This is a genomic window from Azospirillum sp. A26 (assembly GCF_042604635.1).
Taxonomy (GTDB): Bacteria; Pseudomonadota; Alphaproteobacteria; order Azospirillales; family Azospirillaceae; genus Azospirillum; species Azospirillum palustre.
The window spans coordinates 1499537-1518263 of sequence record NZ_CP170473.1; the positions used below are offsets into that span (position 1 = coordinate 1499537).

General features: G+C 64.1%; 31 protein-coding genes and 1 pseudogene. 26 read left to right on the forward strand and 6 right to left on the reverse strand.

All coding sequences use genetic code 11. From position 1 onward, the window contains the following. Window positions 1-831 (reverse strand): phage antirepressor N-terminal domain-containing protein, encoded by an 831-nt coding sequence (locus ABNQ39_RS20865; protein ID WP_376960160.1) that lies wholly within the window; start codon window positions 829-831, stop codon window positions 1-3. Next, window positions 828-1034, reverse strand: coding sequence for a transcriptional regulator (locus tag ABNQ39_RS20870; RefSeq protein WP_199235169.1), 207 nt, complete (start codon window positions 1032-1034; stop codon window positions 828-830). The genes ABNQ39_RS20865 and ABNQ39_RS20870 overlap by 4 nt, the downstream gene beginning before the upstream one ends. Before the next feature lie 111 nt (window positions 1035-1145). Here ABNQ39_RS20870 and ABNQ39_RS20875 point away from each other — a divergent pair, with 111 nt between their 5' ends. Next, the gene (locus tag ABNQ39_RS20875; RefSeq protein ID WP_158285484.1) at window positions 1146-1466 is read left to right on the forward strand and encodes a helix-turn-helix transcriptional regulator; all 321 of its coding nucleotides are present in this window, start codon (window positions 1146-1148) and stop codon (window positions 1464-1466) included. Window positions 1467-2335: 869 nt separating this feature from the next. Here ABNQ39_RS20875 and ABNQ39_RS20880 read toward each other — a convergent pair. The 4 genes from ABNQ39_RS20880 to ABNQ39_RS20895 all read right to left on the reverse strand — a co-directional run bounded on the left by ABNQ39_RS20880 (window position 2336) and on the right by ABNQ39_RS20895 (window position 3794). Next, the gene (locus ABNQ39_RS20880) at window positions 2336-2671 is read right to left on the reverse strand and encodes a DUF2335 domain-containing protein (protein WP_158285483.1); all 336 of its coding nucleotides are present in this window, start codon (window positions 2669-2671) and stop codon (window positions 2336-2338) included. 82 nt (window positions 2672-2753) lie between these two features. Continuing rightward, window positions 2754-2987 (reverse strand): hypothetical protein, encoded by a 234-nt coding sequence (locus ABNQ39_RS20885; RefSeq protein WP_146255346.1) that lies wholly within the window; start codon window positions 2985-2987, stop codon window positions 2754-2756. A gap of 211 nt (window positions 2988-3198) precedes the next feature. Continuing rightward, window positions 3199-3573, reverse strand: a complete 375-nt coding sequence (locus ABNQ39_RS20890) for a hypothetical protein (RefSeq protein ID WP_211100331.1) — start codon at window positions 3571-3573, stop codon at window positions 3199-3201. A 35-nt stretch (window positions 3574-3608) separates the two neighbouring features. Further along, entirely contained in the window at window positions 3609-3794 is a 186-nt protein-coding gene (locus tag ABNQ39_RS20895; RefSeq protein WP_109046775.1) for a hypothetical protein, read from the reverse strand. Window positions 3795-3974: 180 nt separating this feature from the next. Here ABNQ39_RS20895 and ABNQ39_RS20900 point away from each other — a divergent pair, with 180 nt between their 5' ends. The 25 genes and pseudogenes from ABNQ39_RS20900 to ABNQ39_RS21020 all read left to right on the forward strand — a co-directional run bounded on the left by ABNQ39_RS20900 (window position 3975) and on the right by ABNQ39_RS21020 (window position 18720). Further along, the gene (locus ABNQ39_RS20900; RefSeq protein WP_109046774.1) at window positions 3975-4214 is read left to right on the forward strand and encodes a hypothetical protein; all 240 of its coding nucleotides are present in this window, start codon (window positions 3975-3977) and stop codon (window positions 4212-4214) included. A gap of 27 nt (window positions 4215-4241) precedes the next feature. Continuing rightward, window positions 4242-4421: a hypothetical protein gene (locus ABNQ39_RS20905; RefSeq protein WP_109046773.1), complete on the forward strand. Its 180-nt coding sequence runs from the start codon at window positions 4242-4244 to the stop codon at window positions 4419-4421. A 35-nt stretch (window positions 4422-4456) separates the two neighbouring features. Continuing rightward, the gene (locus ABNQ39_RS20910) at window positions 4457-4690 is read left to right on the forward strand and encodes a hypothetical protein (protein WP_376960161.1); all 234 of its coding nucleotides are present in this window, start codon (window positions 4457-4459) and stop codon (window positions 4688-4690) included. A gap of 424 nt (window positions 4691-5114) precedes the next feature. Continuing rightward, window positions 5115-5468, forward strand: coding sequence for a hypothetical protein (locus tag ABNQ39_RS20915; protein ID WP_376960162.1), 354 nt, complete (start codon window positions 5115-5117; stop codon window positions 5466-5468). Window position 5469: 1 nt separating this feature from the next. Then, entirely contained in the window at window positions 5470-5730 is a 261-nt protein-coding gene (locus ABNQ39_RS20920; RefSeq protein ID WP_376960163.1) for a hypothetical protein, read from the forward strand. Between the two features lie 2 nt (window positions 5731-5732). Further along, window positions 5733-6041 (forward strand): hypothetical protein, encoded by a 309-nt coding sequence (locus ABNQ39_RS20925; protein ID WP_376960164.1) that lies wholly within the window; start codon window positions 5733-5735, stop codon window positions 6039-6041. 294 nt (window positions 6042-6335) lie between these two features. Continuing rightward, entirely contained in the window at window positions 6336-6602 is a 267-nt protein-coding gene (locus ABNQ39_RS20930; RefSeq protein ID WP_376960165.1) for a hypothetical protein, read from the forward strand. A 10-nt stretch (window positions 6603-6612) separates the two neighbouring features. Then, window positions 6613-6870, forward strand: a complete 258-nt coding sequence (locus ABNQ39_RS20935) for a hypothetical protein (protein ID WP_376960166.1) — start codon at window positions 6613-6615, stop codon at window positions 6868-6870. After that, window positions 6867-7631 (forward strand): hypothetical protein, encoded by a 765-nt coding sequence (locus ABNQ39_RS20940; RefSeq protein WP_376960167.1) that lies wholly within the window; start codon window positions 6867-6869, stop codon window positions 7629-7631. Before ABNQ39_RS20935 ends, ABNQ39_RS20940 begins: the two co-directional genes overlap by 4 nt. 2 nt (window positions 7632-7633) lie before the next feature. After that, complete coding sequence (locus tag ABNQ39_RS20945) at window positions 7634-8323, forward strand: hypothetical protein (protein ID WP_376960168.1); 690 nt, start codon at window positions 7634-7636, stop codon at window positions 8321-8323. Window positions 8324-8329: 6 nt separating this feature from the next. Next, window positions 8330-8704 carry a DUF968 domain-containing protein gene (locus ABNQ39_RS20950; RefSeq protein WP_376960169.1) on the forward strand — a complete coding sequence of 125 codons (375 nt, stop codon included), beginning with the start codon at window positions 8330-8332 and terminating at the stop codon, window positions 8702-8704. Continuing rightward, a complete protein-coding gene (locus tag ABNQ39_RS20955; protein WP_376960170.1) occupies window positions 8701-9135 on the forward strand; it encodes a DUF1367 family protein in 435 nt (144 codons plus the stop codon). Before ABNQ39_RS20950 ends, ABNQ39_RS20955 begins: the two co-directional genes overlap by 4 nt. Before the next feature lie 39 nt (window positions 9136-9174). Then, on the forward strand, window positions 9175-9489 hold the full coding sequence (locus tag ABNQ39_RS20960; RefSeq protein ID WP_376960171.1) for a hypothetical protein: 315 nt from the start codon (window positions 9175-9177) through the stop codon (window positions 9487-9489). A gap of 14 nt (window positions 9490-9503) precedes the next feature. Further along, window positions 9504-10115 (forward strand): hypothetical protein, encoded by a 612-nt coding sequence (locus ABNQ39_RS20965; RefSeq protein WP_376960172.1) that lies wholly within the window; start codon window positions 9504-9506, stop codon window positions 10113-10115. 3 nt (window positions 10116-10118) lie between these two features. After that, window positions 10119-10886: a DNA cytosine methyltransferase gene (locus ABNQ39_RS20970; RefSeq protein WP_376960173.1), complete on the forward strand. Its 768-nt coding sequence runs from the start codon at window positions 10119-10121 to the stop codon at window positions 10884-10886. After that, window positions 10883-11383, forward strand: coding sequence for a hypothetical protein (locus ABNQ39_RS20975; RefSeq protein WP_376960174.1), 501 nt, complete (start codon window positions 10883-10885; stop codon window positions 11381-11383). Before ABNQ39_RS20970 ends, ABNQ39_RS20975 begins: the two co-directional genes overlap by 4 nt. After that, window positions 11376-11690, forward strand: a complete 315-nt coding sequence (locus ABNQ39_RS20980; RefSeq protein WP_376960175.1) for a hypothetical protein — start codon at window positions 11376-11378, stop codon at window positions 11688-11690. Before ABNQ39_RS20975 ends, ABNQ39_RS20980 begins: the two co-directional genes overlap by 8 nt. Then, complete coding sequence (locus tag ABNQ39_RS20985) at window positions 11677-11979, forward strand: hypothetical protein (protein ID WP_376960176.1); 303 nt, start codon at window positions 11677-11679, stop codon at window positions 11977-11979. Before ABNQ39_RS20980 ends, ABNQ39_RS20985 begins: the two co-directional genes overlap by 14 nt. After that, entirely contained in the window at window positions 11966-12292 is a 327-nt protein-coding gene (locus ABNQ39_RS20990) for a hypothetical protein (RefSeq protein WP_376960177.1), read from the forward strand. The genes ABNQ39_RS20985 and ABNQ39_RS20990 overlap by 14 nt, the downstream gene beginning before the upstream one ends. Before the next feature lie 345 nt (window positions 12293-12637). Next, a pseudogene (locus ABNQ39_RS20995) lies at window positions 12638-12700 on the forward strand (hypothetical protein); the annotation flags it as partial. Window positions 12701-12762: 62 nt separating this feature from the next. Beyond that, window positions 12763-13812 (forward strand): tyrosine-type recombinase/integrase, encoded by a 1050-nt coding sequence (locus ABNQ39_RS21000; protein ID WP_376960178.1) that lies wholly within the window; start codon window positions 12763-12765, stop codon window positions 13810-13812. Between the two features lie 85 nt (window positions 13813-13897). Continuing rightward, complete coding sequence (locus ABNQ39_RS21005; protein WP_376962647.1) at window positions 13898-14338, forward strand: arsenate reductase ArsC; 441 nt, start codon at window positions 13898-13900, stop codon at window positions 14336-14338. A gap of 57 nt (window positions 14339-14395) precedes the next feature. Then, a complete protein-coding gene (gene arsB / locus ABNQ39_RS21010) occupies window positions 14396-15427 on the forward strand; it encodes an ACR3 family arsenite efflux transporter (RefSeq protein ID WP_428846416.1) in 1032 nt (343 codons plus the stop codon). A gap of 320 nt (window positions 15428-15747) precedes the next feature. Beyond that, a complete protein-coding gene (adhE, locus tag ABNQ39_RS21015; protein ID WP_376960180.1) occupies window positions 15748-18432 on the forward strand; it encodes a bifunctional acetaldehyde-CoA/alcohol dehydrogenase in 2685 nt (894 codons plus the stop codon). Window positions 18433-18474: 42 nt separating this feature from the next. After that, on the forward strand, window positions 18475-18720 hold the full coding sequence (locus ABNQ39_RS21020) for a hypothetical protein (RefSeq protein ID WP_098737311.1): 246 nt from the start codon (window positions 18475-18477) through the stop codon (window positions 18718-18720). Window positions 18721-18727 lie beyond the last annotated feature (7 nt).

Here is an 18727-nt window from a genome sequence, read left to right on the forward strand (position 1 = left end):
TTAGGCGGAGGGCTGGCCCTTGCCGCCGGGGACGACCGCGAAGAGCGGGCCGAGCACGGTGTTGGCAGCCACCAGCTTGCGGATCAGGCTGTCACCGCCCTGGAGACGCCATTCGTTCACCGCATTGACGGTGTAGAGCTTCGTGCCCCGTGCATCCCGGCGGACGACGTAGCCGTGATCGGCGCAGAAGCGCGTCAGCTTGCGGCTGATTTCCTGAACGATGGGACGGCGGCCAGCCTTCGGCACCTTGGCGTCAGTGGCGATCTGGAGAGCAGGGACAGCGTCGATCACGGCGAACCGGCCATCCGCGCACTTCACCAAGTCACGGACGATGGACGCCAGCGAGGCAACGTCGCGCTCCAGGCTAACGACGGTCTTCTCCGTCACCGTGCCCTTGTGGGACAGCATCTTGAGCATCCCGTCCATCCGACGAAGCATTTCATCGGGCTTGGCGACGACTTCACCGCCGGCCTTGGCGAAGAAGTGCGCGAACAGGACGTCGGCGCATTCACGCTGGTAGTCGACCACCTTGGCCTTGACCTCATCGTTATGGATGCGGCCGGGCTGGACAGTGGCGAGCCAGAAATTCACACGGGTCAGCGGCAGGAAGGCCCATTCGCGGCGCTGATCGTCGCCCGGCATCTGGACCGTGGCAAACGTCAGGTCAGGTGCCAAGACGGGGTGCCGGTGCAGCTTGCGGCGCTGCTCCTCCCAATCCAGGCCCATGCCCTCGACGACGGGCTTCATCGCCACCAGCGTTTCCGCCGGGGTGGAGCCTTTGATGGCGACCAGCTTGGCGCCGTGGAAATCGACTGTGGTCAGGTCGGTCATGCAGCTTCTCCAAACACGTCGGGACGGAGTTCGTGGGCGGTGACGGCACCGCCCAACGCGCTGACCACTGCCGGAACCGCTTCAGCCGGGATGCGGCGCTCGCGGCCCCACTTCTTCACGGTGTCGCGCTTCCGGTTGACCGCAACGGCCAACTGTTCAAGCGTCATGCCGCGGCTGCGGCAAATTTGGGTGAGGTTCGTCATGAGCAAAACTGTACCCACGGGGGGTACATAATGCAAGCGCAATCTGAACGCTCTCTGTACCTAACGTCGGCAGTGCCCCTCCGGACCCATTCCGGGTACAGTCGGGGGGCAATGACCGAGCCGAACAAACTCAAAGAACTGCGGAAGCAGCGGAAGCTGTCAGAGGACCGGCTTGCCGAAATCGTCGGCACGGGCCGCTCAACGATTGTGAAGCTTCAGAACGGCACTCTGCCGATCACAGTGGAGTGGGCGGAAAAATTGGCTTCCGCGCTGGGGTGCAAGCCTTGGGATATGCTGCGGGACGACAAGTCGGAAGCGGAGGAGGCTCTAGAGCTGATGCTCCGCTGGCGCGCGGCGGGGAAGGACGGCAAAGCATCCGTCCTCAACGTAATGCGCCTAATCCCCCCTGAAAAACCTGACCCCGCGGAGTAGTCAACTCTCGCACCATTGCGAGAACATCAGCGCGCCCGGCGGCCGGGAGAGACAGATACGCGGCGAGGAACTCCCGGTCGTCATTGTCGCAACCCGTCAGGATGTAGTCGCAATCACCCAGGGACTGCACTTCGCACCTCGTCATTGGTCGGCACCCATTAGAACAAATTGGGAACATAATCTCAAGCGCGTTGCGCGTGAGTTTCTCGAAAGATTTCGTTCGCGCGCGTGTGGTCCATGCGATCAAGCATCCGCTCAATCTCCATGACCGACATCTCAAGCATCCGTAAGCTGGTCAGCGATATTTCCGCTGTCAGACTGTTGCCTTTGCGGCAATAGGGGCATGCCCCGATATGTCTTTCATTTGCCATTGGTGCGAACCGTGCATTTATAGTGTCGGCCCCCGCGGGCCGGACAGGTGAGGACCATCCCCTGGCGCCAGTGGCGTTGGGACAATACCCTGGGCGAATGCACTTCGTTCGCTAAAGGCGGCCGGTCTGTTAGCGCAGATCGGCCGCCCTTCCCCCAATGATGGGGCGCAGCGATGCCCATATACTAGCCAAAGCTTACCAATGTGTGTAGCCAGATTGGGTTACACAGCCGTAACGTTGCATAGTCCAGTATTCAGGCGTGGCGATGGCGGATCAGGATGGCTGACACAGTTCCGCAACAATCGGGGCAAAAAGCCAATGAAATGCAGGCTCTAGGCCAGTTTGATTTGCAGAATGCGAATTGACGAATTGTGACGTGCGACAGGTTGTCGCATGTTCACTGGTGGATGGTCGTAAAAAGCCCGCCGACCGAGAGGCGGCGGGCTGGCAAGGTGCGCGGCATATCGAGGCGCGGGAGGATGCTCTCAAATTGACTTGCTAGCCGTCCTTTTTCTGAACCATAGCGGCGACAACGGCAGCAATGGTCGCCCCTCCTATAACAGCGGCCGGCCAGGGCTGGCCGATCCATGCGCAAAATGACGCAACCAAAAGCGCACCAATAGCAAAAAGAAACGCCAGGATGCGGCTCCCAAGGCGCTCACAAATTTCCGCCGTCAAAGCCCTGCGCTCGCTTATGCGACGATGCGCGCTCTCTGCTTCCCATTCGGTAAAGATGCGCTCCGCGCCATCTGGCACGAGCTGTTTATAGTGCTCAAGCGCTACGGGAGATGGGAGTGGACCAGACCAGTGCTCAGCCATCATGCTTGCCTGCATGTGGATTTGGGCTTCCCGGTCGCCTGTATTCTGCTCTTGGGAATGCGATAAATCGCCCCCATCCGTGCGTTGAGGTAGGTTGTTACGGGACTTCTTTGATGGCCTCATAGCGTCGCTCCATCACACGACGCAAATCAAGGCCGAGGCGGCGCCAATCGGAGCGCATCGCGTCACGCGCCGACCGATGAGGAATGCGGTAGGGCGGGACAGGGGCCGCGAAGCACACCAATCCACCAAGGCCGACCAGAAAGCGGTCAAGCATGGTGTTGCGAGTCCGGTTGCGCGCGCGGGGTGCAGTAATCTGATAGTAAGCCATATGTCCCTCCCGCCGTTAAAACCGACGCTCCCCGTAGTTGGTTCCGGCATCGGCATCATTCTTGTCCCATTCCACGTATGTCGCCGCAACGCATCACAGGTTGCAATGTGGAGAAAATGGGTATCTCGTATGGGGGTTGCCAACTCATGCATCTCCTTCATTATTATGTGAAATCAATAGTTTATGGCGGCAATCGATAGTTATTCTCTACCTACTGCTTCTTCTTCGGCTTTGCCGGCCGATCTGCGGCGTCTAGCGCCTCGCTGAACCGCACGTAAACCGGGATCGCGGCCTTCGACTTATCAATCGCATCCTGCATGCTCATCATCCACGCCAGTGCTACAGAGAACTCCGCGTCGTGGAGTTTCTTGACCTCCGCACGGACGGCATCGCCTCGCACCATCTGTTGAGCCACCTGGAGCCGCCGGTTGCACTCGTCCAAAGCTGTGCGGCTGACCGACGCCATCGCGTCTTGGCAAACATCTGTCGCCTGCCTGAGCATCGCCTTTATGGGGCGATCCTCTTGGGCAAGCGCGCCGGCTAATGCTGCATCCGGCTGCGCGAGGGCGGCAGATGGCGCGAGCATGGCAACGGCAAGCCCTAGGCCATTCATTAAGTTCCTCATTTGTCGCTCGCCATGCCTTCCCACGCACGCGTGAAAACATAGGGGATGATGGCGATCCCTAGTGCCATTGCTGAGACTGCGGCCTCCTGCGGCGCGCCGTTCGCCTTCGATATCCCGACAAACATCACAAGCCCGGCGATCACTGACGCCACTGCGGTCAAAAGCCAAAGAACCTTCGTCATATCACCCCCCTATCGTCGCGCGAGCCCACGCGGCCAAGCGCAACCGATTATGCCATTCTCCGAAATTTCGGTCTGTACCTGCATTGGGTACATTTTTCTGTTGACCACGTGTACCCGACGCGGGTACAGTCATGTCATCGGAACACGGGGACGACATGACGCCCCCAACCGGGGGACGACATGGCAAAGCGCAACTCTCAGCCCTGGAAGCTTGTGGACAACAACGGCTTCGATCACGCCCGTTTCTCAACATACCAAGCGGCTTGCAAGGCGTCGTCGGAGTTGCCTGGGCGTTTTGTCATCTACCGCACCGACGACGGGCGCAACTGGTTCCTCTACGACCCGAAGATTTACTACGCGGACGAGATGCCGCCGCACGTCGCGGAGATGGGCTCCAAGGCTTTCAAGCGCGCCGCCTAATCAAAAACTCGCTGCCGTGAGGGAAATATGACTACCAATGCCGACCGTGAGCTTTTGGTGAAGGCAAAGGATGCGATCCGGGAAGTCTACAAGGCTGTCGGATCGCCAGGAGACTTTGGATACGGCACGCCGCAGGGCGCCGCACTGAGGAACCTGTACGATGCCTACAACGAGATTTGCGCGACTTTGAAAGAACGCGCCGCCTGACCCTCCACCACGCCAATCCATAGAGGACGACACCCATGAGCATTCCGAAGCAAATCCAGATGGGCGCCTTTGCCAACACGCTTGCCGAGCAAGGCTTTGCCGACCTGATCGACGCCGACATTCTGGACCATCTGCAAAAGGACGCCGACGCCATCAGCCGACTTTCGGTGCGCGGCGTCATCCCCGAGGGCGCGGCCAACAAGGCCCGCGAGCGTCTCGGCAAGACGATCTTCGGCGCCATCAAAAAGGCCCCTGCCCAAGCCGCCTGACCAGTTTCGCGGCCCTGCCGCGTCCACCTGCCCGTCTGGGCGTTCCTCCAGCCTCGCCGCCGGGCTTTCGGGTCCGGCGGCTCTTTCTCCCAAGCCCGTTACCCGCGCCACGTCGGCAGGGTCGGGCTTAAGGCGTCACAGAAGCCCGCTGCCGTGTGGCCGGGCATCGCAACTGTAGCGATGAGCAACGAACGATGGGGGAGACGATGTAATGCAGCGCCGTACCGGGAGACAGGCCCCGGCTACATCGGCGGAAGACGCCATCGCCGGCCTCGTGAGCCGGAACCAGAGGCCCGCCGGGCCAATGCTCCCGAAGTCGCAGACGAAGCCGGGAGACGCCACGCCGGGGAGCGTCATCCCCGGCAACCCTCCCAGCTTCCCCAAGCCCGACAGCGGGTTTCGGCAAGCTGAAATGGAGAGTGACATGACCGACAAGTTCACCAAAGGCCCGCACCGCTTCACGCCGTTCACTGGCGCCGATGGCCGCGAAGGATACGCGATCCTTTCGGACAACCCGGAAGTCGGCCGCGGATACGGCGTCATGTGGGTGGCGGCAGAAGAGTTCCCGAACGCCAAGCATGACGGCCCATTGTTCGCCGCCGCGCCGTCCCTGCTGGAGGCGCTGGAGAAGACGCTGGACGCCTACATCGGCGCTTCCAAGGACTTCATGACCGTGGACGCCAAGATGGAAGGCCACGAACTGGCGAAGTTCATGGATGACGACGCCATCGTGGTTCAGGCCCGCGCCGCCATCGCCTCCGCCCGTGGTGAGGGCTGACATGGCCGACCTGACCGAACAGCAGTTTCTTTTGCTGAGCATGATCGACAAGGACGTGGGCAAAGACTTATCCGCGAAGGATTGGGCGCCCGTCATGTCCGGCACGATCTGGACACTCATCGAGCAGCTTCCGGAAGGGCTGGTTGAGACGCACCAGCGTTTCGCGCCGATCCTTCCCGCCGGCCGTGGCGCCGTCATGGGCGTTGGCTTCGTCCGCCTCACCGATGCCGGCCGCGCTGCAATTTCGAACACGGAGCGCTGATCATGGCCGACTTCATCACCCTGACCCTGACCTGCGGCAAGCCGATCCGCGTCAACATGGCCGGCATCCTGTCGTACGAGCGCGTCGGACCAATTGATAGCACGTCCTATCGCGGGCCACAGCCGGAGCGGACGGCCCTGATTTCCATGAAGTCGGAAGAACTGTTCGCCGACGTGATGGAGCCGCCAGAAGTGATTGACGCCTTGCTTCTGATGGCGGCGGGCGGGCGCGTCGCCAATGTGAAAGCTGCCGCGCACGAGGTGGCGCTGATGGTCGCACGGCGCGCTCTCATTGAGGAAGCCGGCGCATGAACTCCCGCCCCTCCCCCACCCTGTCCCGCGCCCGCCTGTCCGTTGAGCGCTTCAACGCCGCCTGTGACGTGGGCACGTCCGTCACCTACCGATCTGGCCTGCGCCGGTACTCCACTGTGACCGCCAGCAAGGCGCACCTTTGCGGCAACACGCCTGTGGTGTGGGTCATGGGGCAGGGCCGTGTGCCGCTCGATAGGGTACGCCCGTCATGAGCCGCATCCTGCTTACCGCCGCCGCCATCCTAACCGCCGAAGGCTTCCTGTGGGCCGCCGGCCGCATCATAGGAGCGCTGATATGACCATCGACCAACTGCAAGCCACGTTGCGCGCCGCCAAGGCCCGCATCGGCTACGGACGCTTCGCCCTGACCTTCGCCATGGACGGCCGGGAAGACTGCTATCTGACCTTCTGGCACCGGCCCGATGCCTACGCTCTCTCCGAGAACTGCAAGGCAGTGGCGTCCGGCACATTCGACGAATGCATGGAGGCGATGGATCGCTACGTCGCGGCGAACCGCCTGCGTGACGAAGCCCCCGCCGCCTACTCAATCGCTGCCGAGTGAGGGACACGCCATGGCCTACATGTCTCGACTGGACGCCGAAGAACTGTCCGCCGCGTCCGCCCTGCTGTCTCGCATCGAAGCCGAACACAAGGCCGTGACCGACCTGATGGGGCCGAACGGCACATGGATGCCGCAGCTCTCCGGCGTTCACGGCCTGCTGTCCGATGCCATGTCGGAACTGCGCGGCCTGATCGAAGACGGTGAGCCCGTCAGTTTCCGCGACGAGAACCGCGAACATCGCCTTTCGCATGTGGGGTACGGACTATGAACGCTATCGCTCGCATCCCGACCGACGACGTGAACCCGCGCGCCGTGATCGGTGGAAACATGCCGCCGGCCGCCACCGCTTTCGAGAAGGCGGAAGCGGAAGTCACCAAGGTCTACGATGAATGCGCCCTCTGGTTGGACGGCGCCAAGGTCGAAGATCAGGACACGGCTGACGGCATCGCCAACCTGCTGAACCTGCTCCGCGCCGCGGAGAAGGCCGCAGACGCCGCCCGCAAGGCCGACAAGGAGCCGCACCTCGAAGCCGGCCGCGCCGTCGATGCGATGTACAAGCCGGTTCTGGACCGCGCCAAGATGGCCGCCGATGCCTGCAAGAAGGCTCTGGCGCCGTGGCTGGCGAAGGTCGAAGCCGAGAAGGCCGCCGCCGCAGAAGCCGCACGTCGCGAGGCTGACGAGAAGCGCAAGGCCGCAGAGGATGCGATCCGCGCCCGCGACGCCGCCAACCTGGAGCAGACCGCCGCTGCCGAAGCCCTGCTGAAGGACGCCAAGAAGGCCGAAGCCGCAGCCAAGAAGGCGGAGAAGTCCGGCGCCAAGGCGGGCAATGGCGAGTTCGGCCGCGCCGTCTCCACCCGCACCTTTCACCGCGCCGAAGTCACCAACCGCACCGACTTTGCCCGGTACGTGTGGGCGAACCATGCGGACGAGATGAGCGAGTTCTTGGCCGGGCTGGCGCAGCGCCTCGTCACCAACGGCGCCCGTGAACTGCCGGGCGTCACCGTCCACGCTGAAACGAAGGTGGTCTGACCATGACCGACACCAACCTCCGCCACTGGTCCGACCTGTCGCGCACGGACCCGAAGTTCACCAAGCCGTTCAGCCGCTCCGGCGGGTTCAAGGGCACGGACATCAATCCGACGTGGCGCATGCTGCGCATGACGGAAGCGTTCGGCCCTGTCGGCATCGGCTGGGGCTTCACCAAGCCGGAGTTCACCACTATGCCCGGCGCAGGCCATGAGGTTCTGGTGTTCTGCACGGTTGGCGCTTGGTTCGTCGATCCTACCACCAGCACCCGCTCCGAGCCGTTCTACGGAACCGGCGGAGACATGGTCATCGGCACCCGCTACGAAAAGCCGCTGAGCGATGACGAGGCGTTCAAGAAGGCGCAGACCGACGCCGAAGGAAACGCGCTTAAGAAGCTTGGCGTATCTGCCGACGTATTCCTGAAACAGTTCGACGACAGCAAGTACCGGGAGACTGTCGCCGCTGAGTTTGAGGGCAAGCGTCGGGAAGCCGCCGGCCCGAATGACGGACAGAAGGCCGTTGCCGCCACCGTCCGCATGGGCATCGACCAGTGCGAGGATACTGACGCGCTTACCGCGTTCTGGAAGAAGCACATCAAGGAGATCAACGGCCTTCCGGAAGCGCTGAAGCAGGAGCTTGTCAACCATGCCGGCGACCGCAAGCGTGCGCTGACGCCTTCGGTAGCGGCGGAGTAACGGACCATGGCACTCGCCGCTCGCATTCAAAAGTCCGGCCTCCCGCCCCGTCGCAGCAAGGCGCCGCGGGAAGGCATGTCCGCCAAGCATCTGGAGTTCGTCCGCTCCCTGCCGTGCGTCGTCTGCGGCGCGCCGGCAGAAGCGCACCACCTGTTGGACGCCGGGGCCGGCACCAGGGGGATGGGGATGAAGGCACCGGACAAATACACCGTACCCCTGTGCCACGCTGACCACATGGCGCTTCATGCCTACGGAGACGAGACGGAATGGATGAGCCTGCGCGGGATTGATGCCCGCGCCCTCTCCCTTCGGCTGTGGTGCGTGACCGGCGACCATGAGCAAGGCGTCCGGGCGGTGGAGCGCGCGAGGCCGATCCGATGAAGCCGGCGATGATCTTCCGCCGCACGCTCCGCGGCTTTGAGCCGGCCAACGACATGGCCCGCGAGGCTATGGCGAAGGTGAAGATCGGCGACGACGTGCGGCTGGAGATCAAGCGCCCGCGCTCCCTCGCTTGGCACCGCCGATACTTCGCTTTGGTAAATCTTATCGCAGACAACAGCAGCTACACCACAGAGGACGTTCATATGCTACTCAAGATGAGAGCGGGTTGCCGTCGCCTCATCAAAGAACGCAGCGGACGCGAAATTTGGGTGCCAGACTCGGTTGCATTTGATAAAATGGGCCGTGACGAATGGCAAGTCTACTGGTCACGTGTTGTTGACTACGTTGCCTCCGAATTGCTGCCGGGCGTTAGTGCCGCAGAGCTTGAGCGCGAGATACGCGACATAGCCGGCATAGCCCCCGCCGCTTAGCCCCACCCCGCGCCGCCTATGGCGCAAGAGGATACCGACATGACCCGCCGCAACCCCACCGATCAGGAAATAGACAAGATCGCCGCAGCCATCGCCGATGCGGACGACGATGCACAAGGAGCATGGCCCGAGTTCGAGGGCGATGACGGGCTCCGCGAGCATGACGGCGTGCATGCGTACCGCTTTCTGCTGTCTGGCGAAGATCAGGAACGCTACCGGGCGATGGCTCGAAGCGCTTGGTTCGCCATGCCTGACGGCGAGGCCCCTGCCATCGGGGCGGAAGCGGTTGAGAACGCCCGTGAACAATTCAGGCAGATCGCCAGCCGCGCGCATGCGGCTTTGGCTCGCCTGTGATCGGAGTGACTGCCATGGCAAAAGCCGATTACATCCTGTGCGACCGCTGCGATTGCAAGATCGTCTACGACGCCGAGGACACGATCCTGGACGGGCTGAAAGCGCTGGGATTGGACGATGCGCCGATCCTGTGTAAGGACTGCCGCGCCACTCCGGCCGACCTGCCGGCCTCACCTGCGCCGGCCGTCACCCCCATGCAGCAAGTCCTGCATCTGGCGCGCACCGTCGAAGAGCAGGTGAATGCGGAAGGCGGGGAAGCCACGGTCGCGCGCATCGTGGCGCTGACCATCGCGGCCATCAACGCGGCCGCCCCGTCCGCACCACCTGCCCAGGCGGTGCAGGGTGAGGCGCTGACCGTCCTGCAATGGCTGCTGGAGCAGTGGGAAGGCGATGGGTGGGTGACCAATCAGGAAGCCATGGCCGCCCGCGTCCGTGACGTGCTGTCAGGCAAGGCGTCCGCCACCCCGCCGGCCGGGGAAGTGCGGGAGGCGCTGATCAAAGCAGCAGAGACGCTGTTGCAGGCGCCCGATCTGCACGACGTGCCGGATGAAGACAAAGACCCGGAGACGGTGGACGCTGAGCGACAGCTTCGCGCCGCCCTGGCCGCCGCCCGCAGGGAGGGGTGAAGGATGGCCAAGCTCCGCGTGCTGGACTTGTTCAGCGGCCTTGGAGGTTTTTCGGTCGGCTTGGAGCGAGCCGGCGGCTTCGAGACCATAGCCTTTGTAGAAAACAACGAGCCGGCGCAGAAAATCCTCGCCCGGCACTGGCCTGGGGTGCCTTGCCTTGGAGACGTTTCCGCCGCTGAGTTCCCAGACGCCGATATCATCACTGCCGGATTTCCTTGCCAAGACATCAGTCTCGCGGGGAGAGGCGCCGGCTTGGCCGGGGCTCGTTCAGGACTGTTCTGGGAGGTGGTGCGAGCCATTCGCGTGGTACGACCCGTCTACGTCCTGCTGGAGAACGTGGCAGCGCTGCTTGGTCGCGGGATGGGCACTGTGGCAGGAGCCCTGGCCGAGAGCGGGTATGATGCGGAATGGGATTGCATACCGGCGGCGTCCGTTGGCGCCCCTCACATCCGTGACAGAGCGTGGGTTGTTGCCTACCCCAGTTCTGGAAAACGGCGGTCGATCCTTGTCGCATGTGACCGATTGGCGTGGCGCGACACCTTACCACAACGGAAAGAAGGTTCAGGTGCACCTGAGGGCCTTCTTGAAGCTGCGTGGGGTGACGATGCGGTCATGGTCGCTGACACGCTTAGCCGAATGGATGATGGGGTACGGTTTCGGCTGGACGGATACAACCGATGCGCTAACGCCGTCGTCCCGCAAATCCCGGAAATGATCGGCCGTGCCATTCTGGCCGCAGAAGCCGCCCGCACTCAGGAGCCCGCCCGATGACCGACACCACCACCGCCCAGACGCCGGGAGAACTGGCGAAGAAGCTGGACCACATGAGCGACATCTCGCTCCTCTACAGCCCGAACGATGCCGTCGACTTGGGCGACGAAGCCGCCGCCATGATCCGGGCGCAGGCGGTGAAGATCGCCGAGTTGACGGCCGAGCGGGACCGCTGGGTAGCCGACTGGCGCGGCGAGAAAGCCGAGGCCGAACGGCTGGACGAACATGCCGGCGCATTGGAATGCTCCCTGGAGCACATGCGCGCTGCACTGGCCGCCTCGCAGGCGCGGGAGACGGCGATGCGCGAGGCGCTGACCGTCGCCTATGACCTGTCCACGTGGGCCGCGTGCATCAACTGGCGCGCCCGCAACAAGGACAACCAGGGCGAATGGCTGGACGAATTGAAGGACCTGATCACCCGCACGCAGCAGCTTGTCGAACCGCTGATCAAGCCCCTTCCCGCAGCCCTCCAGCCCCAGGAGCCGGCCAATGGCTGACCGGCAAGAGAACATCGACGCGTTCTACTGGGCAGTCGGCCCGTGCTGCGCAGGCTGTGACTGGTGGGGAAGCATCAACAGCAGCGTCGGGGAATGCACAAAGTCCGCACCGGTAGCTGCTGGCGACCGGATAGCCATGCTCGGCATGGAGCGCGCCAGCATCGATCCGGGCGCAGGGCACATTTTGACGACGCGCAATCACCGATGCGGCGACTTTCGAGACACCTTCGACTGGTCGTCCCTGCCGCTGCCCTACCGGAAACGCATCGGCGCCTTGACAAAGGATCCCCACCATGTCGACCGCTGACCTGCTCGCCAGAGCCCGCAATGCAACGATACGCGACGAAGAGTGCGCGGCGGTCAAGGCGGACGCCATGGCCGCAGCCGCAGCGCTGGATCGGGAAGCCGCCGAACTGGCCGCACAGTCACGCGCCAAGCTGGCAGAGGCAAGCGCACTTCGCGCTCCGCATTGCAATTGGCTGGAGCGGCAGGCGCACGCCGCATCCGCCGAACTCGCCTGCTGGGACCCAAGCAAGCTGGCGGCATTCAGGGAGCATTTCGAGGCGAACCAGGAGAGAGCAGATGTCGAAGCCTGACGAGGTGACGATGCCGGCGAAGGCGTTCCCGGTCGTCCGCTATCTCCGCGACGAGCTGGAGGCGCGCGGCTGGACGGTTCAGGAATTTGTGACCCGCATGTTCCCGATCCAGTCGGTTCGGCAGCGGTCCATCGACATGCTGGCCGTCGATTTTCTGCTGACGGTCGAAGACCCTAGCCTGCGGATGGGCGATATGGCCGAACCGATGGCGAAGGCGCTTGGCGTGTCGGTCGATTTCCTGACCAATCTGGAGCGCGCCTATGTGGAGTGGTGCGCCGGCAGCGGTGGGGAGGTGGGGAATGCGCATTCCTGAAGTACGAGACGCCCTCACCCAGCTTGCCGCCGATCTGGCTGCAGGACGGGCCACGGCGGCGGACGGGGCGGCAAGGATCGCTGAACTGGTGCCGGAGATGCGGCGGCGGACGCCCGTCCATCGCTCTCCGCCCCGCCGCAACGGCTTGGCTAAGGCAGCCCCCGCGATACTGGCGTATCATGCAGCCAATCCGCATGCGGACTATCATGAGATCGCTACGGCAACTGGGACGCAGATAGGGCGCGTCTCGGAGACGTTGGCGGGAAAGAGGACGTGAGAATGAGGGAGCCGAAGAGGATTGAAGACCTTCCGGACTTCGCCACCCCTCAAGAGGTGGCCGACGTGATGCGCTGTTCGTCGCGCTTCGTGCAAGACGAGTGCCGGTCAGGTCGCCTAAACGCTACACTCGTCGCCGGCCGCTATCTGATCGCCCAAGAAGACCTCAAAGCCTACCTGACGGAACGCCGTACATGCCGAGACGCAACAAAGGGCCGCACCTCCACTTCGACGAACGCCGTCAGGTCTGGTACATCCGCTGGTTCGAAAACGGCAAGGCCCGCGTCCGCTCAACGACTACAGGAGACCGTCGCCGCGCTGAAAGCGAACTTGCGCGCCACCTCTCCGGCAGCAACACCGGCCCAAGTGATCCGGCTGCCCGGAAAATCTCAGACCTTCTGACCGACTTCATCACCGAGCACATCGGCCACCTGACCCATCCCGACCGCGTGATCTACGCTGTGGAGCGGCTTGGCGAGTGGTGGGGCGAAAGAACCGTCGATGAGATCACTGAACGCGAGTGCCGAGCCTATGGCGCATGGCGCGGGTCAGGAAAGTCCCGGCGGGCAGTGACGCAGGGGGCATGGGGAAATGAGCTTGCCGTGCTGAACACTGCTGTAAAGCACGACTGGCGCCACCGCCGCCTATCCTCCTTGGTTCCGGTATGGGTGCCCCCAAGGCCTGAACCACGAACAAGATGGTTGACCAGAGACGAGGTTGCCGCGCTGCTTCGCGCGGCACGCTCCTTCAAGCGGATACGCAGTCATCTGCCCCTGTTCATCCTCATCGGCCTGTACACCGGGGCGCGCAAGGAAGCGATCCTGTCGCTACGATGGCCGCAGGTTGATCTTGCGCGAGGGGTGATAGACTTCAACATTCCTGGCCGAGCCAAGACCAGCAAGGGGCGGGCTGTCATCCCCATTCCACGACGGCTGATGACCTTCCTGAAAGCCGCCCGCAAGAAGGGCTCGGACACGGGGCACGTCATCACCTACCAGGGGCATCCAGTGAAGACCGTGAAGGGGGGCTGGGCATACGCTAGGAAACGGGCCGGTCTAGGGCCAGACGTGATCCCTCACACGCTGCGCCACACCGCCGCGTCTTGGATGGTGCAGAAAGGGGTGCCGCTCTACGAGGTTGCAAGATGGCTCGGACACAAGACGATTTCTCAGGTCCAGAGCACGTACGGACATCTTGCCCCCGACCATCTGGACCGGGCGCGTCGGGCGCTTGACAGAGCGTAGCTTCGACGTGTCTTTGCCATCCTCCGGATTTAACGTTATATTTCAATGGTGTTCTTTGTTCACGCACAACAGCGCCCGCAGCGTCATGGCGGAATGCCTGCTGAACCGGGAGGGCAAGGGCCGTTTCCGCGGCTTCAGCGCCGGCAGCCAGCCGTCCGGGCGCATCAACCCCAGCGTCCGCGAGCTGCTGGAGCGGCTGGGCTTCCCAACGGCGGACCTGCGCTCCAAGAACTGGGACGAGTTCGCCCTGCCCGGCGCCCCGCAGATGGATTTTATCGTCACCGTCTGCGACAACGCCGCGGGCGAGGTCTGCCCGGTGTGGCCGGGGCAGCCGATCAGCGCCCATTGGGGCTTTCCCGACCCGTCCGGCGCCGAAGGAAGCGAGGCCCAGAAGGCCGCCTTCACCGCCGCGGTGTTCGGGCAGATCGAACGCCGCATCCGGTCCTTCGCCAGCCTGCCCATAACGTCGCTCGACCGCATGGCGTTGAAGCGGCGGATGGACGAGATGGCGCGGGCAGAGTCCTGACGCGGGGGAAAATCCATGACCGTCGATATCCAGTCCGCCCCGGCGGCGCGTCCCGCCATGGGGACTTTCGAGCGCTATCTCAGCCTCTGGGTGGCGCTGTGCATCGTCGCCGGCATCGCGCTGGGCCATCTGGTGCCCGGCCTGTTCCAGGCGATTGCCGCGGCCGAGATCGCCCAGGTCAATCTGCCGGTCGCTCTGCTGATCTGGCTGATGATCGTGCCGATGCTGCTGAAGATCGACCTCGGCGCGCTTGGGCAGGTCAAGGAACATTGGCGCGGCATCGGCGTGACGCTGTTCATCAACTGGGCGGTCAAGCCCTTCTCGATGGCACTGCTCGGCACGCTGTTCATCGGCCATCTGTTCGCCCCGCTGCTGCCGCAGGAGCAGATTTCCTCCTACATCGCCGGGCTGATCCTGCTGGCCGCCGCCCCCTGCACCGCCATGGTGTTCGTGTGGTCGAACCTGTGCGAGGGCGAGCCGCACTACACGCTGAGCCAGGTGGCGCTGAACGACCTGATCATGGTGTTCGCCTTCGCGCCGCTGGTCGGGCTGCTGCTGGGCGTCGCGTCGATCACCGTGCCGTGGGGCACGCTGCTGCTGTCGGTGCTGCTCTACATCGTCATCCCGGTGGTAGCCGCCCAGCTCTGGCGGCGCAGCCTGCTGGCGACCGGCGGCGAGCCGGCGCTGACGCGCGTGCTCGGCCGCATCCAGCCGGTGTCGCTGCTGGCGCTGCTGACCACGCTGGTTCTGCTGTTCGGCTTCCAGGGCGAGCAGATCCTGGCGCAGCCGCTGGTGATCCTGCTGCTGGCGGTGCCGATCCTGATCCAGGTCTATGTCAATGCCGGCCTCGCCTATTGGCTGTCGCGCCGATTTGGGGTGGCGTGGTGCGTGGCGGCGCCGGCCGCGCTGATCGGCGCCTCCAACTTCTTCGAGCTGGCGGTGGCAGCGGCCATCAGCCTGTTCGGGCTCGGCTCCGGAGCGGCGCTCGCCACCGTGGTCGGGGTGCTGGTCGAGGTCCCGGTGATGCTGTCGGTGGTGCGCATCGTCAAGGCAACCAAGCCCTGGTACGAAGGACAGGCGGGGGCGTGACCTCCACCTTTTCATGGGCTTTTGCTGCACAAGATTGAGGCTGCTCGGGCGCGCCGTCGCTATGTAGTGAAACTACATTTGTCTTATGGCGGATTTATACCGATACATGCGGAGATAATGCGCCTCTCCTGCTAATAACCTTCATCATCCGCTTGGCGTGACATGATCCAGATCAATTCTCGCGCCAAGTGGTAGGACCACTCTTGCGTCACCGTCGGGCTGGATGTAGGTTTCCTACATACTGCATGGAACCGAGAGATTCGGGGGTTCCGGGCCGGGAAACCGGCCCTTTGGCGACACCCGACGGGAGACGCCCGATCATGGTCACGACCGTTAAAACCCTTTCCGACCTGAACGCCCTGATCGCGCGGGTGAAGGCGGCGCAGGCGCGCTTCGCCGACTACCCGCAGGAGAAGGTCGATCTGATCTTCCGCAGCGCGGCCCTTGCCGCCGCCAACGCCCGCATCCCGCTCGCCAAGATGGCGGTGGCGGAGACCGGCATGGGCGTCATGGAAGACAAGGTCATCAAGAACCACTTCGCCGCCGAATACATTTACAACAAGTACAAGGACGAGAAGACCTGCGGCGTGCTGTCCGAAGACAACGACGCCGGCATCCTCACCATCGCCGAGCCGGTCGGCCTGATCTGCGGCATCGTCCCCACCACCAACCCGACCTCCACCGCCATCTTCAAGGCGCTGATCGCGCTGAAGACCCGCAACGGCCTTGTCCTCTCCCCCCATCCCCGCGCCCGCAAATCGACCTGCGAGGCCGCCCGCCTCGTGCTCGCCGCCGCGGTCGAGGCCGGCGCCCCCGACGACATCATCGGCTGGATCGACGAGCCCTCGCTGGAGCTGTCCAACGCCGTCATGCACCACCCCGACATCGCTCTGATCCTCGCCACCGGCGGGCCGGGCATGGTCAAGGCCGCCTATTCGTCCGGCAAGCCCGCCATCGGTGTCGGCGCCGGCAACACGCCGGCCGTCATCGACGAGTTCGCCGACATCAAGCGCGCGGTGGCCTCCATCCTGATGTCCAAGACCTTCGACAATGGCGTGGTCTGCGCGTCCGAACAGTCGGCGGTGGTGGTCGAGGCCGTCTATGACGCCGTGCGCGACCGCTTCGCCCACCATGGCGGCTATATCCTGTCGCCGCGCGAGGCCGACGCCGTGCGCAAGGTGCTGCTGACCGACGGCCATCTCAACGCCGACATCGTCGGCCAGCCCGCCCACGCCATCGCCGCCATGGCCGGCCTGAACGTGCCGCTCGCCACCAAGGTGCTGATCGCCGAGGTTTCGGACGTGGACGACAGCGAACCCTTCGCCCATGAGAAGCTGTCGCCGACCCTGGCGCTCTACCGCGCCAAGGATTTCGCCGCGGCCTGCGACAAGGCCGCCGCCCTGGTGGCGCTCGGCGGCATCGGCCACACCTCGGCGCTCTACACCGACCAGGACCGGCAGGCCGAGCGCATCCGCCATTTCGGCGACAGGATGAAGACCGCCCGCATCCTGATCAACACGCCGTCGTCCCATGGCGGCATCGGCGACCTCTACAACTTCCGCCTCGCCCCCTCGCTGACGCTGGGCTGCGGCTCGTGGGGCGGCAACTCGATCTCGGAGAATGTCGGGCCGCAGCATCTGATCAACAAGAAGACGGTGGCCAAGCGGGCCGAGAACATGCTGTGGCACAAGCTGCCCAAGTCGATCTATTTCCGCCGCGGCTGCCTGCCCTTTGCGCTGGAAGAGCTGCGCGGCAGGAAGCGCTGCCTGATCGTCACCGACCGCTTCCTGTTCGAGAACGGCCATGTCAACGACAGCGTCCGCGTGCTGAAATCGCTGGGGCTGGAGGTCGAGACCTTCTTCGAGGTTTCGGCCGACCCGACGCTGGCGGTGGTGCGCAAGGGCGTGGCGCTGGCGAACGCCTTCCAGCCCGACGTGATCCTGGCGCTGGGCGGCGGCTCGCCGATGGACGCGGCCAAGATCATCTGGGTGATGTACGAGGCGCCCGAGGTGGCCTTCGAGGATCTGGCCCTGCGCTTCATGGACATCCGCAAGCGCATCTACACCTTCCCCAAGCTCGGCGTGAAGGCGCAGCTGGTGGCGGTGCCGACCACGTCGGGGACGGGATCGGAAGTGACGCCCTTCGCAGTGGTGACCGACGAGCGCACCGGGACCAAGTACCCGATCGCCGACTATGAGCTGACGCCGAGCATGGCGATCGTCGACGCCAACCTGGTGATGGACATGCCCAAGGGCCTGACGGCGGCGGGCGGCATCGACGCGGTGACGCACGCGCTGGAGGCCTATGTCTCGGTGGTGGCGAACGAGTATTCGGACGGTCAGGCGTTGCAGGCGCTGAAGCTGCTGAAGGAGCATCTGCCGTCGGCCTACCGCAACGGCAGCCAGGATCCGAAGGCGCGGGAGCTGGTTCACAATGCGGCGACGCTGGCCGGCATCGCCTTCGCCAATGCCTTCCTCGGCGTGTGCCATTCGATGGCGCACAAGCTGGGGGCGGAGTTCCACATCCCGCACGGCATCGCCAACGCGCTGCTGATCGCCAACGTGATCCGCTACAACGCGGCGGACATCCCGACCAAGCAGACGGCGTTCAGCCAGTACGACCGGCCGAAGGGCGTGGCGCGCTATGCGCAGATCGCCCGTCATCTGGAGTTGGGCGGCAGCCGCGACCATGAGCGGGTGGAAAAGCTGATCGGCTGGGTGGAGGAGATGAAGCGGGCGCTGGAGATCCCTGCCTCGATCCAGGCGGCGGGGGTGCCAGAGGCGGCCTTCCTGGCGCGGGTCGACGCGATTGCCGAAGCCGCCTTCGACGACCAGTGCACCGGCGCCAACCCGCGCTATCCGCTGGTCGCCGAGATCAGGCAGCTGCTGGTCGACAGCTATTATGGCCGCGCCTATGTCGAGCCGTCGGCCCAGGATGCCGCACCGGTCGAGGTCAAGCCTGCCGGCAAGTCCGCCGCCCGCAAGGACGCGGCGCTCGCCAAGTAAACTCGCCAGATAACGAACCCCCTCAAGTCAGGATACGAGACCATGAGCAAAGCGATCATGTGGGCCGAAAGCGATGCCCGCGGCTTCGAGACCGAATGCATGTTCAACGAGGACAACCGCAGCTACGAGGTGCTGGTCACCGCCAAGGGCCTGGGGCTCGACAAGGCGGAGAGCTTCCCGGTGGTCGAGGATCCAGGTCTGGGGATGTGCCCCGCCGACCTCGCCCGCTCGATCAAGCTGGCCGACCGGCTGGTGTGGGAGATCGACCGGTCGCTCGGCGACCTCTGAGGCGAAA

What these genes read in the sequence shown, in the direction of transcription:
- ABNQ39_RS20985 (WP_376960176.1), top strand. Translation starts at nt 11,677, where the DNA reads ATGTCGACCGCTGACCTGCTCGCCAGAGCCCGCAATGCAACGATACGC.
- ABNQ39_RS20925 (WP_376960164.1), top strand. Translation starts at nt 5,733, where the DNA reads ATGGCCGACTTCATCACCCTGACCCTGACCTGCGGCAAGCCGATCCGC.
- ABNQ39_RS20955 (WP_376960170.1), top strand. Translation starts at nt 8,701, where the DNA reads ATGAAGCCGGCGATGATCTTCCGCCGCACGCTCCGCGGCTTTGAGCCG.
- ABNQ39_RS20970 (WP_376960173.1), top strand. Translation starts at nt 10,119, where the DNA reads ATGGCCAAGCTCCGCGTGCTGGACTTGTTCAGCGGCCTTGGAGGTTTT.
- ABNQ39_RS20895 (WP_109046775.1), bottom strand. Translation starts at nt 3,794, where the DNA reads ATGACGAAGGTTCTTTGGCTTTTGACCGCAGTGGCGTCAGTGATCGCC.
- ABNQ39_RS20980 (WP_376960175.1), top strand. Translation starts at nt 11,376, where the DNA reads ATGGCTGACCGGCAAGAGAACATCGACGCGTTCTACTGGGCAGTCGGC.
- ABNQ39_RS20880 (WP_158285483.1), bottom strand. Translation starts at nt 2,671, where the DNA reads ATGCAGGCAAGCATGATGGCTGAGCACTGGTCTGGTCCACTCCCATCT.
- ABNQ39_RS20965 (WP_376960172.1), top strand. Translation starts at nt 9,504, where the DNA reads ATGGCAAAAGCCGATTACATCCTGTGCGACCGCTGCGATTGCAAGATC.
- adhE (WP_376960180.1), top strand. Translation starts at nt 15,748, where the DNA reads ATGGTCACGACCGTTAAAACCCTTTCCGACCTGAACGCCCTGATCGCG.
- ABNQ39_RS20960 (WP_376960171.1), top strand. Translation starts at nt 9,175, where the DNA reads ATGACCCGCCGCAACCCCACCGATCAGGAAATAGACAAGATCGCCGCA.
- ABNQ39_RS20930 (WP_376960165.1), top strand. Translation starts at nt 6,336, where the DNA reads ATGACCATCGACCAACTGCAAGCCACGTTGCGCGCCGCCAAGGCCCGC.
- ABNQ39_RS21000 (WP_376960178.1), top strand. Translation starts at nt 12,763, where the DNA reads ATGCCGAGACGCAACAAAGGGCCGCACCTCCACTTCGACGAACGCCGT.
- ABNQ39_RS20865 (WP_376960160.1), bottom strand. Translation starts at nt 831, where the DNA reads ATGACCGACCTGACCACAGTCGATTTCCACGGCGCCAAGCTGGTCGCC.
- ABNQ39_RS20890 (WP_211100331.1), bottom strand. Translation starts at nt 3,573, where the DNA reads ATGCTCGCGCCATCTGCCGCCCTCGCGCAGCCGGATGCAGCATTAGCC.
- ABNQ39_RS20945 (WP_376960168.1), top strand. Translation starts at nt 7,634, where the DNA reads ATGACCGACACCAACCTCCGCCACTGGTCCGACCTGTCGCGCACGGAC.
- ABNQ39_RS20990 (WP_376960177.1), top strand. Translation starts at nt 11,966, where the DNA reads ATGTCGAAGCCTGACGAGGTGACGATGCCGGCGAAGGCGTTCCCGGTC.
- ABNQ39_RS20885 (WP_146255346.1), bottom strand. Translation starts at nt 2,987, where the DNA reads ATGGCTTACTATCAGATTACTGCACCCCGCGCGCGCAACCGGACTCGC.
- ABNQ39_RS20935 (WP_376960166.1), top strand. Translation starts at nt 6,613, where the DNA reads ATGGCCTACATGTCTCGACTGGACGCCGAAGAACTGTCCGCCGCGTCC.
- ABNQ39_RS20940 (WP_376960167.1), top strand. Translation starts at nt 6,867, where the DNA reads ATGAACGCTATCGCTCGCATCCCGACCGACGACGTGAACCCGCGCGCC.
- arsB (WP_428846416.1), top strand. Translation starts at nt 14,396, where the DNA reads ATGGGGACTTTCGAGCGCTATCTCAGCCTCTGGGTGGCGCTGTGCATC.
- ABNQ39_RS20975 (WP_376960174.1), top strand. Translation starts at nt 10,883, where the DNA reads ATGACCGACACCACCACCGCCCAGACGCCGGGAGAACTGGCGAAGAAG.
- ABNQ39_RS20910 (WP_376960161.1), top strand. Translation starts at nt 4,457, where the DNA reads ATGAGCATTCCGAAGCAAATCCAGATGGGCGCCTTTGCCAACACGCTT.
- ABNQ39_RS20915 (WP_376960162.1), top strand. Translation starts at nt 5,115, where the DNA reads ATGACCGACAAGTTCACCAAAGGCCCGCACCGCTTCACGCCGTTCACT.
- ABNQ39_RS21020 (WP_098737311.1), top strand. Translation starts at nt 18,475, where the DNA reads ATGAGCAAAGCGATCATGTGGGCCGAAAGCGATGCCCGCGGCTTCGAG.
- ABNQ39_RS20870 (WP_199235169.1), bottom strand. Translation starts at nt 1,034, where the DNA reads ATGACGAACCTCACCCAAATTTGCCGCAGCCGCGGCATGACGCTTGAA.
- ABNQ39_RS20905 (WP_109046773.1), top strand. Translation starts at nt 4,242, where the DNA reads ATGACTACCAATGCCGACCGTGAGCTTTTGGTGAAGGCAAAGGATGCG.
- ABNQ39_RS20950 (WP_376960169.1), top strand. Translation starts at nt 8,330, where the DNA reads ATGGCACTCGCCGCTCGCATTCAAAAGTCCGGCCTCCCGCCCCGTCGC.
- ABNQ39_RS20900 (WP_109046774.1), top strand. Translation starts at nt 3,975, where the DNA reads ATGGCAAAGCGCAACTCTCAGCCCTGGAAGCTTGTGGACAACAACGGC.
- ABNQ39_RS21005 (WP_376962647.1), top strand. Translation starts at nt 13,898, where the DNA reads ATGGCGGAATGCCTGCTGAACCGGGAGGGCAAGGGCCGTTTCCGCGGC.
- ABNQ39_RS20875 (WP_158285484.1), top strand. Translation starts at nt 1,146, where the DNA reads ATGACCGAGCCGAACAAACTCAAAGAACTGCGGAAGCAGCGGAAGCTG.
- ABNQ39_RS20920 (WP_376960163.1), top strand. Translation starts at nt 5,470, where the DNA reads ATGGCCGACCTGACCGAACAGCAGTTTCTTTTGCTGAGCATGATCGAC.